General features: G+C 63.4%; 15 protein-coding genes. 9 read left to right on the forward strand and 6 right to left on the reverse strand.

Features of this window, described 5'->3' with window-relative positions:
• The 3 genes from CAF78_RS28640 to CAF78_RS05500 form a co-directional block, all read right to left on the reverse strand.
• Positions 1 to 227, reverse strand: a 227-nt coding sequence (locus tag CAF78_RS28640; protein WP_218189784.1) for a hypothetical protein, incomplete at its 3' end; no start/stop codon positions are given.
• A gap of 216 nt (positions 228 to 443) precedes the next feature.
• Positions 444 to 1937, reverse strand: a complete 1494-nt coding sequence (locus tag CAF78_RS05495; RefSeq protein ID WP_085676863.1) for a CoA-acylating methylmalonate-semialdehyde dehydrogenase — start codon at positions 1935 to 1937, stop codon at positions 444 to 446.
• 73 nt (positions 1938 to 2010) lie between these two features.
• Complete coding sequence (locus CAF78_RS05500) at positions 2011 to 3357, reverse strand: aspartate aminotransferase family protein (protein WP_085676862.1); 1347 nt, start codon at positions 3355 to 3357, stop codon at positions 2011 to 2013.
• 118 nt (positions 3358 to 3475) lie between these two features.
• Here CAF78_RS05500 and CAF78_RS05505 point away from each other — a divergent pair, with 118 nt between their 5' ends.
• From CAF78_RS05505 to CAF78_RS05525, 5 genes are all read left to right on the forward strand, one after another.
• Positions 3476 to 4393, forward strand: a complete 918-nt coding sequence (locus tag CAF78_RS05505; RefSeq protein WP_054886800.1) for a LysR family transcriptional regulator — start codon at positions 3476 to 3478, stop codon at positions 4391 to 4393.
• A 90-nt stretch (positions 4394 to 4483) separates the two neighbouring features.
• Positions 4484 to 5146, forward strand: coding sequence for a TetR/AcrR family transcriptional regulator (locus CAF78_RS05510; RefSeq protein ID WP_085676861.1), 663 nt, complete (start codon positions 4484 to 4486; stop codon positions 5144 to 5146).
• Positions 5147 to 5155: 9 nt separating this feature from the next.
• Positions 5156 to 5740, forward strand: coding sequence for a YigZ family protein (locus CAF78_RS05515; RefSeq protein ID WP_085676860.1), 585 nt, complete (start codon positions 5156 to 5158; stop codon positions 5738 to 5740).
• Positions 5741 to 6107: 367 nt separating this feature from the next.
• Positions 6108 to 6794, forward strand: coding sequence for an SDR family oxidoreductase (locus CAF78_RS05520; RefSeq protein ID WP_085676859.1), 687 nt, complete (start codon positions 6108 to 6110; stop codon positions 6792 to 6794).
• A gap of 83 nt (positions 6795 to 6877) precedes the next feature.
• Positions 6878 to 7825, forward strand: coding sequence for an adenosine deaminase (locus tag CAF78_RS05525; RefSeq protein ID WP_085676858.1), 948 nt, complete (start codon positions 6878 to 6880; stop codon positions 7823 to 7825).
• Between the two features lie 20 nt (positions 7826 to 7845).
• Here the strand turns inward: CAF78_RS05525 and CAF78_RS05530 are convergent, their stop codons facing one another.
• The gene (locus tag CAF78_RS05530) at positions 7846 to 8553 is read right to left on the reverse strand and encodes a helix-turn-helix transcriptional regulator (RefSeq protein WP_085676857.1); all 708 of its coding nucleotides are present in this window, start codon (positions 8551 to 8553) and stop codon (positions 7846 to 7848) included.
• Between the two features lie 466 nt (positions 8554 to 9019).
• On the opposite strand from CAF78_RS05530, the gene CAF78_RS28720 reads away from it, so the two are divergent.
• Complete coding sequence (locus CAF78_RS28720; RefSeq protein WP_082432304.1) at positions 9020 to 9217, forward strand: hypothetical protein; 198 nt, start codon at positions 9020 to 9022, stop codon at positions 9215 to 9217.
• On the opposite strand, the gene CAF78_RS05540 is transcribed toward CAF78_RS28720, so the two are convergent.
• Both CAF78_RS05540 and CAF78_RS05545 read right to left on the reverse strand, forming a co-directional pair.
• Entirely contained in the window at positions 9168 to 10349 is a 1182-nt protein-coding gene (locus CAF78_RS05540; protein ID WP_085676856.1) for a multidrug effflux MFS transporter, read from the reverse strand. The genes CAF78_RS28720 and CAF78_RS05540 overlap by 50 nt on opposite strands.
• An 83-nt stretch (positions 10350 to 10432) precedes the next feature.
• Positions 10433 to 10630, reverse strand: a complete 198-nt coding sequence (locus CAF78_RS05545; RefSeq protein ID WP_085676855.1) for a heavy-metal-associated domain-containing protein — start codon at positions 10628 to 10630, stop codon at positions 10433 to 10435.
• A gap of 146 nt (positions 10631 to 10776) precedes the next feature.
• Between CAF78_RS05545 and CAF78_RS05550 the strand changes: the two genes are divergently transcribed.
• The 3 genes from CAF78_RS05550 to cueR are packed head-to-tail and all read left to right on the forward strand — an operon-like array spanning position 10777 to position 14021.
• Entirely contained in the window at positions 10777 to 11163 is a 387-nt protein-coding gene (locus tag CAF78_RS05550; RefSeq protein WP_085676854.1) for a hypothetical protein, read from the forward strand.
• 57 nt (positions 11164 to 11220) lie between these two features.
• Positions 11221 to 13620 (forward strand): heavy metal translocating P-type ATPase, encoded by a 2400-nt coding sequence (locus CAF78_RS05555; RefSeq protein WP_085676853.1) that lies wholly within the window; start codon positions 11221 to 11223, stop codon positions 13618 to 13620.
• Positions 13617 to 14021: a Cu(I)-responsive transcriptional regulator gene (cueR, locus tag CAF78_RS05560; protein ID WP_085676852.1), complete on the forward strand. Its 405-nt coding sequence runs from the start codon at positions 13617 to 13619 to the stop codon at positions 14019 to 14021. The genes CAF78_RS05555 and cueR overlap by 4 nt, the downstream gene beginning before the upstream one ends.
• The last annotated feature ends 67 nt before the right edge of the window (positions 14022 to 14088 follow it).

The raw sequence follows: 14088 nt of genomic DNA on the forward strand, positions 1-14088 counted from the left end.
TCACAAGCACCCACACGAATTGCTTGATTCGATTTGTTAAAGAGCGTTTGGTTAAGAGCTTTTCGTCTCAACCGAGGCGCGCATTCTACGCTTTCCTCATTTGCTGTCAAGCGTTTATTTTGAAGTTTTTTGCGAGAAACTCGTTTAGCTTCAAACACTTGACTCGCTGCGATCTCTCGTAGCGGGAGGCGAATAATACAGCGTTTAAAACCGCTGTCAACCTTCATCTCAACCGCTGTCGATCATGCGATCGAAGCGCCTCCGACACCACCTTAACCACCTAACTCGTTGAATCTCAAGGAGTTTGTCGTTCCGATGTCGCTGGAAGTGGGGCGCATTATAAGGGGATTCGAAAGGCCGTCAACCCTTAATTTCAAGAAACGTTAATATCGCTGAAAAACAAAGCGGGGAGGCCTGTCGGCCTCCCCGCTTCATTTCATCCCTTACAAGCTAGGGAACGCAAACTGCGACGCCTCATGGCTGGCACGCTGCGGCCAGCGCTGGGTGATTGCCTTGCGACGGGTATAGAAGCGCACCCCATCCGGGCCATAGGCATGCAGGTCACCAAACAGCGAACGCTTCCAGCCACCGAAGCTGTGGTAGGCAACCGGCACCGGCAGCGGCACGTTGACACCGACCATGCCCACTTCGATCTCGTCGCAGAACAGGCGCGCCGCTTCACCGTCGCGGGTGAAGATGCAGGTGCCGTTGCCGTACTCGTGATCGTTGATCAGCTGCATGGCCTGCTCCAGGCTGTTCACGCGCACCACGCACAGCACTGGGCCGAAGATCTCTTCTTTATAGATGCGCATCTGCGGGGTCACGTTGTCGAACAGCGTGCCACCGACGAAGTAGCCATCTTCATTACCCGCCACACGGAAGCCACGGCCATCCACCACCAGCTTGGCGCCAGCGGCAACGCCGTCGTCGATGTAGCCGACAACCTTGTCACGGGCAGCAGCGGTGACCAGCGGGCCCATGTCCAGGCCGCAGGAAGTGCCAGCACCAATCTTCAGGGCCTTGATCTGCGGCTCCAGCTTGGCGATCAGTGCATCGGCAACCTGGTCACCCACGCACACCGCCACCGAAATAGCCATGCAACGCTCGCCGCACGAACCATAGGCGGCGCCCATCAGCGCGCTGACCGCGTTGTCCAGGTCGGCATCGGGCATCAGCACCGCGTGGTTCTTCGCACCGCCCAGGGCCTGCACGCGCTTGCCGCGCTTGGTGCCTTCGGCATAGATGTATTCGGCAATCGGAGTCGAACCGACGAAGCTCAGTGCTTTCACTTCCGGCGCTTCGATCAGTGCGTCGACCGCTTCCTTGTCACCGTGCACCACGTTGAGGATGCCCTTTGGCAGGCCAGCCTCCAGCAGCAGCTGGGCAATGAACAAGGTGGAGCTCGGGTCGCGCTCGGATGGCTTGAGGATGAAGGCGTTACCGCAGGCGATGGCCAGCGGGTACATCCACAGCGGCACCATGGCCGGGAAGTTGAACGGGGTGATGCCGGCGACCACGCCCAGTGGCTGGAAGTCGGACCAGGCGTCGATATTCGGGCCGACGTTGCGGCTGTACTCGCCTTTCAGCACTTCCGGCGCCGCGCAGGCGAACTCGACGTTCTCGATGCCACGCTTCAGTTCACCGGCCGCATCTTCCAGGGTCTTGCCGTGCTCTTCGCTGATCATCTGCGAGATACGGGCTTCGTTCTGCTCCAGCAGCTGCTTGAAGCGGAACATCACCTGGGCGCGCTTGGCCGGTGGGGTATTGCGCCAGGCCGGGAAGGCAGCCTTGGCCGAATCGATGGCTTCCTGCACGGTCGCGCGGCTGGCCAGTTCGACCTTGCGTACGGCCTGGCCGGTAGACGGGTTGAAGACATCGGCGGTGCGCTCACCCTTGGTAACCAGTTCGCCGTGGATCAGGTGCTGAACAATGCTCATGCAAAACTCCGGATAAAGAAAGTTGAGGCAGGCGCGTGGTTAGATCACGCGCCCTACGTCAAAAGCGGAAAGATCAGTCGATCTGGTTCAGGGCTTCACCGACCGCGTCGAACAGGCGGTCCAGTTCCTGCGGCTGGGTATTGAAGGTTGGGCCGAACTGCAGGGTGTCGCCACCGAAACGCACATAGAAGCCGGCCTGCCACAGCTTCATGGCTGCTTCGTATGGACGCACGATGGCATCACCGTCGCGGGCAGCGATCTGGATCGCGCCGGCCAGGCCATAGTTACGAATGTCGACGATGTTCTTGGTGCCCTTGACGCCATGCAGCAGCTTCTCGAAGTGCGGCGCCAGTTCGGCAGCCGACTGCACCAGGCTTTCCTTCTGCAGCAGGTCGAGCGCAGCGATACCGGCGGCGCAGGCTACCGGGTGAGCCGAATAGGTATAGCCGTGTGGGAATTCCACGGCATATTCCGGGGTCGGCTGGTTCATGAAGGTCTGGTAGATCTCGCTGGTGGCGATGACCGCCCCCATCGGGATGGCACCGTTGGTGACCTGCTTGGCGATGCACATCAGGTCCGGGGTGACACCAAAGGCCTCGGAACCGGTCATGGCACCCATGCGGCCGAAACCGGTGATGACTTCATCGAAGATCAGCAGGATGTTGTGCTGGGTGCAGATTTCGCGCAGGCGCTTCAGGTAACCCTTCGGCGGCGGCAGCACACCGGCGGAGCCGGCCAGCGGCTCGACGATCACCGCGGCGATGTTCGACGCATCGTGCAGTTCGATCAGCTTGAGCATTTCATCGGCCAGGGCGATGCCGCCCTCTTCCGGCATGCCCTTGGAGAAGGCGTTCACCGGCAGCACGGTGTGAGGCAGGTGGTCGACGTCCAGCAGCTGGCCGAACATCTTGCGGTTGCCGTTGACGCCGCCCAGGCTGGTACCGGCAATGTTGACCCCGTGGTAACCACGGGCACGGCCAATGATCTTGGTCTTGGTGGCCTGCCCCTTCAGGCGCCAGTAGGCACGCACCATCTTCAGCGCGGTATCGCAGCACTCGGAGCCGGAGTTGGTATAGAAGACGTGATTCAGGTCGCCCGGGGTCAGCTCGGCGATCTTCTCGGCCAGCTGGAACGACAGCGGGTGGCCGAACTGGAACGCCGGGGAGTAATCGAGAGTGCCGACCTGGCGCGCGACCGCTTCGGTGATTTCCTTGCGGGTATGCCCGGCGCCGCAGGTCCACAGGCCAGAGAGGGCGTCGAAGATCTTGCGCCCCTTGTCATCGACCAGGTAGTTGCCTTCGGCCGCCACGATCAGCCGTGGGTCGCGCTGGAAGTTACGGTTGGCGGTGTAGGGCATCCAGTGGGCATCCAGCTTCAACTGGCTGGCGATACCGGCAGGAGCGGTTTCGGGCATGTTCATCGGCGGTTCCTCGGAAGACGATTAGGCAACGATGGATGTTGTTGCAGCTAAATTCGCACGCGGATAAAGTCTGAAAAAGCCTACATTTCTAATCTTCAGGTAGCGCAAGACTAAACTTATGAGCCGACGCCCCGACCCTCTCGCGCAAGTCAGCGATTTCGACATCCGCCTGCTGAAAATCTACCGAAGCGTCGTTGAATGCGGCGGTTTCTCGGCGGCGGAGAACGTACTGGGGATCGGCCGCTCGGCCATCAGCCAGCAGATGAACGACCTCGAACAGCGCTTGGGTTTGCGCCTGTGCCAGCGCGGCCGTGCCGGTTTCTCGCTGACCGAGGAAGGCCGCGAGGTCTATCACTCGGCCCTGCAGTTGCTCAGTGCGCTGGAAACCTTTCGCACTGAAGTCAACGGCCTGCACCAGCACTTGCGCGGCGAGCTCAACATCGGCCTGACCGACAACCTGGTCACCCTGCCGCACATGCGCATCACCCATGCCCTGGCCGAGCTCAAGGACCGCGGCCCGGATGTGCGCATCCAGATCCGCATGATTGCCCCCAGCCAGGTCGAGCAGGGGGTACTGGACGGCAGCCTGCACGTCGGCGTGGTACCGCAGACCAGCCCGCTGTCCGGCCTAGAGTACCAACCGCTGTACAGCGAACGGTCTCAACTCTACTGCGCGGTTGGCCACCCGCTTTTTTACGCCGACAACCAGCAGATCGACGATGATCGCCTCAACAGCCAGGAAGCGATCGCGCCGACCTTCCGCCTGCCTGCGGAAATCCAGGCGCACTACCAGGCCCTCAACTGCACCGCCAGTGCCTCGGACCGCGAAGGCATGGCGTTCCTGATCCTCACCGGGCGCTACATCGGCTACCTGCCCGACCACTACGCCACCTTCTGGGTCCAGCAAGGTCGCCTGCGTGCACTCAAGCCGGCGCAACGCTTCTATGACCTGAGCCTGAGCTGGGTCACGCGCAAGGGGCGGCGACCGAACCTGGTGCTGGAAAGCTTCCTGGAAAGCCTGGCTGCGACACGCTGATGCCCGCTTCTGACGCTAAGGCTTGTCACGCCAGCACAGGCAGGTAATCTTGTCCGACATTCGTTGCCACAGACCTGTCCGGAATCGTCCATGACCCTAGAAGTCCCTGCGCATCGCCTCGCCGCCTCGGGCAAGCCCGCCGGCCGCATCCGCCAGAAGAACGAGCAGGCCATCATCCAGGCCGCCGAAGACGAATTCGCCCGCCATGGGTTCAAAGGCACCAGCATGAACACCATCGCGCTGAAGGCCGGCTTGCCCAAGGCCAACCTGCATTACTACTTCACCAACAAGCTCGGCCTGTACATCGCCGTGCTGAGCAACATCATCGAGCTGTGGGACAGCACCTTCAACGCCCTGAGCGTCGAGGACGACCCGGGCGAAGCGCTGAGCCACTACATCCGCACCAAGATGGAGTTTTCCCGGCGCAACCCACAGGCTTCGCGGATCTTCGCGATGGAAGTGATCAGCGGTGGCACCTGCCTGACCGAGTACTTCAGCGCCGACTACCGCGAATGGTTCCGCGGCCGGGCCGCCGTGTTCCAGGCCTGGATCGAGGCCGGCAAGATGGACCCGGTCGACCCGGTGCACCTGATCTTCCTGCTCTGGGGCAGCACCCAGCACTACGCCGACTTCGCCACCCAGATCTGCCAGGTCACCGGCCGCAGCCGCCTGACCAAGCAAGACATGGAAGATGCCAGCAACAACCTTATCCACATCATACTCAAGGGGTGCGGCATCAAGCCGGCTGCCTGACGTTCATCTATGCCTTCTACCCTGCTCGACCTCTGCGAATTTCGCGAGGAAATCCGCAAGAGCCGCTTCATCACCCTCGCCGGCCCGATCAACAGTGCCGCCGAGGCGATGAGCTTCATCGAACGCCACAGCGACCCAGCCGCCACGCACAATTGCTGGGCGTGGAAGATCGGCGGGCAATACCGCAGCAACGACGATGGTGAACCCGGTGGTACCGCCGGGCGGCCGATCCTTGCGGCCATCGAGGCGCAAGACTGCGACCAGGTGGTGGTGCTGGTGATCCGCTGGTACGGCGGCATCCAGCTGGGCACCGGTGGGCTGGCTCGCGCCTATGGCGGTGGTGCCAACAAGTGCCTGCAACAGGCACCGAAACGCCTGCTGATTCAACGCAGCGAATACAACTGCAGCTGCGCTTTCAGCGAACTGGCACTGGTGAAACTGCGCCTGGCCGAGGTGGATGGCCTGGTGCTCGACGAGCAGTTCACCGCCAATGGCGTCGACCTGCAGATTGCCGTGGGCGCCGAGCATCAACCCGCCCTGCAACAGCAACTGGCCGACCTGAGCCGCGGCCGGATCATCCTCGAAGCCTGCTGAAACTTGCCCACATCTACTGTGGGCCGGCCTGTGGATAAGCTTGGGGCACTCCTTTACAGCCCATGCCCGGCAAGGCCTGCAGAGCATTGAACATATTTTGATCACTGTTTGATGACAGCCGTAAACACCTGAACCCTCAAGACTTATCCCCAGTGTGTCAGGCGCATTACACAACCCCTATCGTTGCGCTTGCTCACATTTACTGTGGACGACGCTGTGGATAACCCGTTAGCCAACGGGGCAAGCCCCCGCTCGCCCACGGCCCCAAGCCACTGATCATTTTTTGTTCAGTCTCGGGAAAAAGCAGATGCGCGCCGTCTGCATTATGCTCAAAGCCTTTCACTTCAACCGAACAAGGAGCGCTTACATGGCCAGCTCAAAAAACGCCCTCATCATCGGTGCCTCCCGTGGCCTTGGCCTGGGCCTGGTACAACGCCTGCACGAAGACGGCTGGAACATCACAGCCACCGTGCGTAATCCCCAACAGCCTGGCGACCTTGCCAAGGTAGCGGGCGTGCGCATCGAACAACTGGAAATGAACGACACCACCCAGCTCGACGGGCTCAAGCAGCGCCTGCAGGGTGAGGTGTTCGACCTGGTGTTCGTCAACGCTGGCGTCATGGGCCCTCTCCCGCAAGACCTGGAAACCGTCAGCACCCAGGCCATCGGCGACCTGTTCATGACCAACGCCGTGGCCCCGATCCGCGTTGCCCGCCGCCTGGCCGGCCAGGTGCGCGAAGGCAGTGGCGTGTTGGCATTCATGAGTTCGATCCTGGGCAGCGTGACCATCCCCGACGGTGGCGAGATCTGCCTGTACAAGGCCAGCAAGGCCGCGCTCAATTCGATGATCAACAGCTTCGTGGTCGAACTGCAGCGCCCCGACCTGTGCGTGCTGGCCATGCACCCGGGCTGGGTGAAGACCGACATGGGCGGCGAAAACGCCGAGATCGACGTGCTCACCAGTACCCGTGGCATGCTCGAACAGATCAAGGCACAAAGCGGCCAAGGTGGCCTGCGCTTCATCAACTATAAGGGCGAGCCACTCACCTGGTGAAGTGAATACCGACCGGCCGGGCGCAATGCCCGGCCAGGCCCTGTAGAATGGCGGCAACCGTACCTGATTCGAGACATCCCTCTATGTATGACTGGCTGAATGCCCTGCCCAAGGCAGAACTGCACCTGCACCTTGAAGGCTCGCTGGAACCCGAACTGCTGTTCGCCCTGGCCGAGCGCAACAAGATTGCCCTGCCGTGGAACGACGTGGAAACCCTGCGCAGCGCCTACGCCTTCAACAACCTGCAGGAATTCCTCGACCTGTATTACCAGGGCGCGGACGTGCTGCGCACCGAGCAGGACTTCTACGACCTGACCTGGGCTTACCTGCAGCGCTGCAAGGCGCAGAATGTCATCCACACCGAACCGTTCTTCGACCCGCAGACCCACACCGACCGCGGCATCCCGTTCGAGGTCGTGCTCAATGGCATCAACCAGGCGCTGAAGGACGGCCGTGAGCAGCTGGGCATCAGCAGCGGCCTGATCCTGAGTTTCCTGCGTCACCTGAGCGAAGACGAAGCACAGAAGACCCTCGACCAGGCCCTGCCCTTCCGCGACGCGTTCATCGCCGTCGGCCTGGACAGCTCGGAAATGGGCCACCCGCCGAGCAAGTTCCAGCGCGTCTTCGACCGCGCCCGCAGCGAAGGCTTTATGGCGGTGGCCCACGCCGGCGAGGAAGGCCCACCCGAGTACATCTGGGAAGCCCTCGACCTGCTGAAGATCAAGCGCATCGACCACGGCGTGCGCGCCATCGAAGACGAACGCCTGATGCAGCGCATCATCGACGAGCAGATCCCGCTCACCGTCTGCCCGTTGTCGAACACCAAACTTTGCGTGTTCGACCACATGAGCCGGCACAACATCCTCGACATGCTCGAGCGTGGCGTGAAGGTGACAGTGAACTCGGACGACCCGGCCTACTTCGGCGGCTACGTCACCGAGAACTTCCACGCCTTGCACACCCACCTGGGCATGACCGAAGACCAGGCCCGCCGGCTGGCACAGAACAGCCTGGATGCCCGCCTGGCCTGAGCGGAAGAGGGCGTTGCGGGCTAGCCCAGTTGCAACGTCATCACGCGGGCTATGCGGTTGATCTGCTGCACACCTTCGGCAGAAATCTGCAACACCCGCGAGCCTTCAGACTCGCGTATCCAGCCAGACTGCAGAAACAGTTTGAGCAATGCCTGACCAAGGCTGCCGCCCAAGTGCGGCCCTTGGTCGCTCCACTCGTTGCAGTGGCAGATCACACAGCCGCGCTGCTTGCGCGATGCCAGCGCGTCTATGTAGACGCCGATGGCGGCCAGCTGCATTCGCCCCTCCTCGCTGACCATCAGCTCTGCCTGGCTGCCCTCCAGCCAACCCGCCACCACCAGCCGGTGATACAGCTCACCGGCCAGCTCGCCCCCCAGATGATCGCCACAGCGACGTGCCCTGCGCATCGACATCGGCAATTGCAGGGCCTCTGTGCGCGGGCCCTTTTCCGTCGCCAGCTGCACGCTGGCCAACGCTTCGACGGCGACGCCCACCTGGGGTGTCGCCAGCCTGAAGTAGCGTTTGCGCCCGCGCGCCTCGAGCCTGAGCAGGCCGGCCGAAGACAGCAACGACAGGTGGGCACAGGCCGAAGACGAGGTCAGCCCGGCCATCATCGCCAGCTCATCGGTCGGCCGCGGTGTGCCATCGATTAGCGCCCACAACATCGCGCTGCGCTTGGGGTCGGCCATCAGGCCGGCAATCTGACTGATACTGCTGACTGCATTCATGTCCCTGTATCTCCCCGCATGATCACGTCTGGTTTCCATAGGCCAGCCTTGGCTACGCTCATCGCCCCCAAGCAAGCTGCCCTGGCGCAAGTATAAGCCGCACCCGCGCCCCTCCCGGCAGCCCGGCACATGCTCAGGCAGGCTCATCCCGCGTTGGGTGGGGCACCCCTCACACGAGTCAACGGAGCATTCAGATCTTCACAACGTGGGGCAGATAGGAAAATACAGGGCATGAGGAAGGACGGCCCAGGGCGGGCAGCGACTCTGCTGACAGCGCACTTCCCTAAGTAGCGCAAATCAAAGCGAAGCTTCCACAACAATCCAGGCAAACCTGGCGGAATCGTCGGACGGGCCATTGGGAAATGGGTGCCTTGACCGCCAGTCAGGACACCCAGCGAAGTCATGGCGCCGAGTGCCTGCGGCGCTACACTTGACCCGCTCTCCCCCCAATCGGAGGTATGCCACGATGAAGATTGTCGTCAGCGCGTCGAACCGTAACCCCAACTGCCCGTGGCAGGTAAGGCTCGACCAGCATGTGGTGAGTTTCCGCAGCGAGGCAGAAGCACGCGCCTTCGTCGCCACCCTGGAAACCCGCCTGCAGGCACCTCACCCGCTCATGCTGGACGCGTGGCCTGCAAACGCCGGGTCAACAGCGCGACACTGACCACCAGCGCCCCGCACAGGCTGATCACCAAGGTCATGGGCACTGCACTGCCGTCATGCAGCACGCCGACCAGCGACGCCGCACCGGCCGCGACGCTGAACTGCAGGCAGCCCATCAGTGCGGACGCGCTGCCTGCCCGGGCGCCCTGGCCGCTCATGGCGCAGGCCGAGGCGTTGGGGATGATGCAACCCAGGCTGGCAATGCAGACGAACAGCGGCACCAGCAATGGCCACAGCTGCGCCGGGCGCAAAGCTGCCACGCCAAGCAATACCAGCCCCGCTGCCAGGTAGAGCCAGACCGCACGCACCAACAGGAATGCCGGACCGCGCTTGGCCAGCAGGCGCGCATTGACCTGGGCGACCAGAATGAAGCCGGCGGCGTTGGTACCGAACAGCCAGCCATAGTGCTCCGCAGGTACGCCATAGAGCTTGATGAATACGAAAGGCGAACCAGCGATGTAGGCAAACATCCCGGCAATGGCGATCCCGCCGGTCAAGGCATGGCCGATGAACACGCGGTCCGCCAACAACCGCAGGTATTGGCGCAATGCCCCTGACAACGGCTGGCGCGGCATGTGCGTCGGCAGGCTCTCCGGCAGGCCCAGGCTCACCGCCAGCAGGCTGGCAGCACTGAACAGGCTCAGCGCCAGGAAAATCGACTGCCAACCGGCCACGTTCACCAAGACCCCGCCCAGCATTGGCGCAAGGATCGGAGCCAGGCCCATCACCAGCATCAACTGCGAGAACACCTTGGCCGATGCCACCGGGTCGCACTTGTCACTGACAATGGCCCGTGACAGCACCATGCCGGCGCAACCGCCCAGTGCCTGGACAAAGCGCGCCACGATCAAGGTGTCGAGGTTGGGGGCGTAGGCACAGGCCAGCGAAGCCAAGGTGAACAGTGCCACACCAAACAGCAACGGCTTGCGCCGACCAAAGCGGTCAGCCACCGGCCCGTAGGCCAGCTGGCCGATCGACAGGCCGAGAAAATAGGCCGCCAAGGTGGCCTGTACATGTTTTTCATCGGTGGCGAACGCCTGCGCCATGGCCGGGAAGGCGGGCAGGTAGAAGTCGATCGCCAAGGGCCCGAACGCACTCAGTGCGCCCAGGATCAGCACCATTCGCAGGTTCATCAGGAATCCATAGCAGGCTAAGCAAGCCGCCAAGTCTACCTGCTGGAGCGGCCTTGTGTCGCGATCACGACACGAGGCCGCTACTACATCGCTTCAGCCTGGTAGCCTTCCTCACGAATGGCCGCCAGCACTTGCTCGGCCGCCAGCGAGCTTTGCACACGCACTGTCTTGCCAGCCAGGTCGACTTCCACCTTGGCCTGCGCATCCTGCTCCTGCACCGCGCGAGTCACTGCTTTCACGCAATGGCCACAGGTCATGCCTTGAACATTGAACACTTGCATGGGTATCGCCTCCTTCAGGGTTTTACCCAGTTTCAAGCTTGCCATCGGGGCAAGGTCAAGTTCTGCATGAAACGGCCGGGCTGGAAATCCGCGCGGACCTCGGCCAAGCTGCGCCTTTGACGATTTGTGCAAGCAGGAGATTCTTCATGTTCAGGACAGCAGTGGGTGTTGTCGGGCTGTTGGCCGCGCTGGCCGCAGTGCCACCGGCCAGCGCCGAGGGCAACTCGGACTACAGCGTGCTGATCATTTCCCGGGAACGCCTGGAAGTGGCCACCAGTTGCGAAATCGGCGTGTACCTCAATGATCAGCTCTCCGGCCGCGTGTTCCAGGAACAGTCCACGTCCTTCAACCTGCCGCCCGGCCCGGTCGACGTGCGCCTGCGCCTGCTGCCCGGGCAAATGCCAGGCTGCGCCCCAGGCATCGAGGACCAACGCAGCACGCGGCTCAACCTGCAAGCGGGCCAGATCAGCAAGTACCGCATCGCCATGGGCCACAATGGCCTTGAATTGAAGCGAGCCGGCCTGGGCTATTGACCTTCCCCGGGTGGCAAGGTTGATGCTGATGCTCAAGCCCTGCCAAGGAGGAGCGCCATGCCCGCATCTACCACGTTCGACCTGCCGATCTCCGGCATGACCTGCGCCAGTTGCGCTGGCCGTGTGGAGCGCGCCCTGCGAAAAGTCAGCGGCGCTGATCAGGTCAGCGTCAACCTCGCCACCGAACAGGCCAGGGTCCAGGCCCCGGCCGACAGCCTGCCAGCCCTGGTCGAGGCCGTGCGCGGCGCCGGCTATGGTGTGCCGACCCGAACCGTGGAGCTGCAGATCGGCGGCATGACCTGCGCCAGCTGCGTAGGGCGTGTCGAGCGCGCACTAGGCAAGCTGCCGGGCGTCGAGCAGGTCAGCGTCAACCTGGCCAGTGAACGTGCCCACCTGGAGGTGCTGCAGGCCCTCGATGATGCGCTGCTGATCGGCGCAGTCGAAAAAGCCGGCTACAGCGCCAGCCTGCCGCACGCGGCCAAGGATGATCAGCAGGATGCCCAACGGCGCCTGCGCAACGAGCGCCTGGCCGTCGCTGCCGCGCTGTTGCTGGCCCTGCCGCTGGTGCTGCCGATGCTGGTACAGCCGTTCGGCCTGCACTGGATGCTCCCTGCCTGGGCGCAGTTCGTGCTGGCCACCCCGGTGCAATTCATCCTCGGCGCACGCTTCTACAAGGCCGCCTACAAAGCCGTGCGTGCCGGGGCCGGCAACATGGACCTGCTGGTCGCCCTGGGCACCAGCGCGGGTTATGGCCTGAGCCTGTACCAGTGGGCCAAGGCCCCGGTCGGCATGCCACCCCATCTTTATTTCGAAGCTTCGGCGGTGGTCATCGCCCTGGTACTGCTGGGCAAATACCTCGAAAGCCGGGCCAAGCGCCAGACCGCCAGCGCCATCCGCGCCCTCGAAGCGTTGCGGCCGGAACGTGCCATACGCGTCATCGATGGCCGCGAGGAAGACGTGGCGATCGCCCAGTTGCGCCTCGGCGACCTGGTGCTGGTCAAACCCGGCGAACGCTTCCCGGTCGATGGCGCAGTGGAAGAAGGCAGCAGCCACGCCGATGAGGCCCTGATCAGCGGCGAGAGCCTGCCGGTGCCCAAGCAGCCCGGCGACAGCGTCACCGGCGGTGCCATCAACGGCGAAGGCCGGTTGCTGGTGCGCACCCAGGCACTGGGCACCGAGACCGTGCTGGCCCGCATCATCCGCCTGGTCGAAGACGCACAAGCGGCCAAGGCACCGATCCAGAAACTGGTCGACCGGGTCAGCCAGGTATTCGTGCCCGCGGTGCTGGTGCTGGCACTGCTCACCTTGCTTGGCTGGTGGCTGGCGGGTGCGCCGCTGGAGACCGCGCTGATCAATGCAGTCGCCGTGCTGGTGATCGCCTGCCCCTGCGCCCTGGGCCTGGCCACGCCAGCGGCGATCATGGCCGGTACCGGAGTGGCTGCCCGCCACGGCATCCTGATCAAGGACGCCGAAGCCCTGGAGCGTGCCCATGCGGTCAATCGCGTGGTGTTCGACAAGACCGGCACCCTCACCTCCGGCAGCCCGCGCGTGGTCCACAGCCAGGCTGTGGTCGATGACAGTGCTGACCTGCATCGCCTCGCCGGTGCCCTGCAGCGCGGCAGCGAGCACCCACTGGCCAAGGCAGTGCTGGATGCCTGCGCCGAGCTGGGCCTGGAGGTTCCCGCCGTTGCTGACAGCCAGTCGCTTACCGGCCGCGGCATTGCCGGGCGCGTGGAGGGCCGCGAACTGGCGCTGGGCAACCGCCGCCTGCTCGACGAAAGCGCACTGCAACCCGGCGAGCTGGCCGCCAAGGCTCAAGCCTGGGAAGCCGAAGGCCGCACCCTGTCGTGGCTGATCGAACGGGGTACAGCGCCTCGCGTGCTCGGCCTGTTCGCCTTCGGTGACAGCCTCAAGCCCGGCGCCGGGCAGGCCATTGCCGCCCTGCATGCTCGCCACATCAGCAGCCACCTGCTGACCGGTGACAACCGCGGCAGCGCCAAGGTGGTGGCCGATGCGCTCGGGATCGACGATGTCCACGCCGAAGTGTTGCCGGCCGACAAGGCCGCCACCGTGGCCGCCCTGAAAAAGGACGGCGTGGTGGCGATGGTCGGCGACGGCATCAACGATGCGCCGGCCCTGGCCGCTGCCGACATCGGCATCGCCATGGGCGGTGGCACCGACGTGGCCATGCAGGCAGCCGGCATCACCCTGATGCGCGGCGACCCACGGCTGGTGCCCGCTGCGCTGGAAATCAGCCGCAAGACCTATGCGAAAATCCGCCAGAATCTGTTCTGGGCCTTCATCTACAACCTGATCGGCATTCCCCTGGCCGCACTGGGCTATCTCAACCCGGTACTGGCCGGCGCCGCCATGGCGCTGTCCAGCGTCAGCGTGGTCAGCAATGCCCTGTGGCTGAAGACCTGGAAACCCACCAGCACTTCGCAGGAGGCCCGATGAACATTGGCCAGGCTGCCCGCCGCAGCGGGCTCAGCACCAAGATGATCCGCTATTACGAATCCATCGGCCTGCTCAAGCCGGCCACCCGCACCGACAGCGGCTACCGCGTGTACCAGGCCGAGGACCTGCACAGCCTGGCCTTCATCAAGCGTTCCCGTGATCTCGGCTTTTCCCTCGAAGAAGTGGGCAAACTGCTGACCCTGTGGCAAGACCGCGGGCGCGCCAGTGCCGACGTCAAGGCGCTGGCCATGCAGCATATCGATGAGCTGAATCGGCGTATCGAGGAACTGGTGAGCCTGCGTGACACCCTGGGTGAACTGGTTGCCCACTGCCAGGGGGATGACCGCCCGGATTGCCCGATTCTGAAAGACCTGGCCAATGGCGCTGGATGCTGCCATTGAGAGGTCGCGGCTCAACACTGTGGCGGGCTGATATCAACACGCCACAGTGTTTTGGTATGCCATATTA

This window comes from Pseudomonas sp. R28(2017), from assembly GCF_002112505.1.
Classification (GTDB): Bacteria; Pseudomonadota; Gammaproteobacteria; order Pseudomonadales; family Pseudomonadaceae; genus Aquipseudomonas.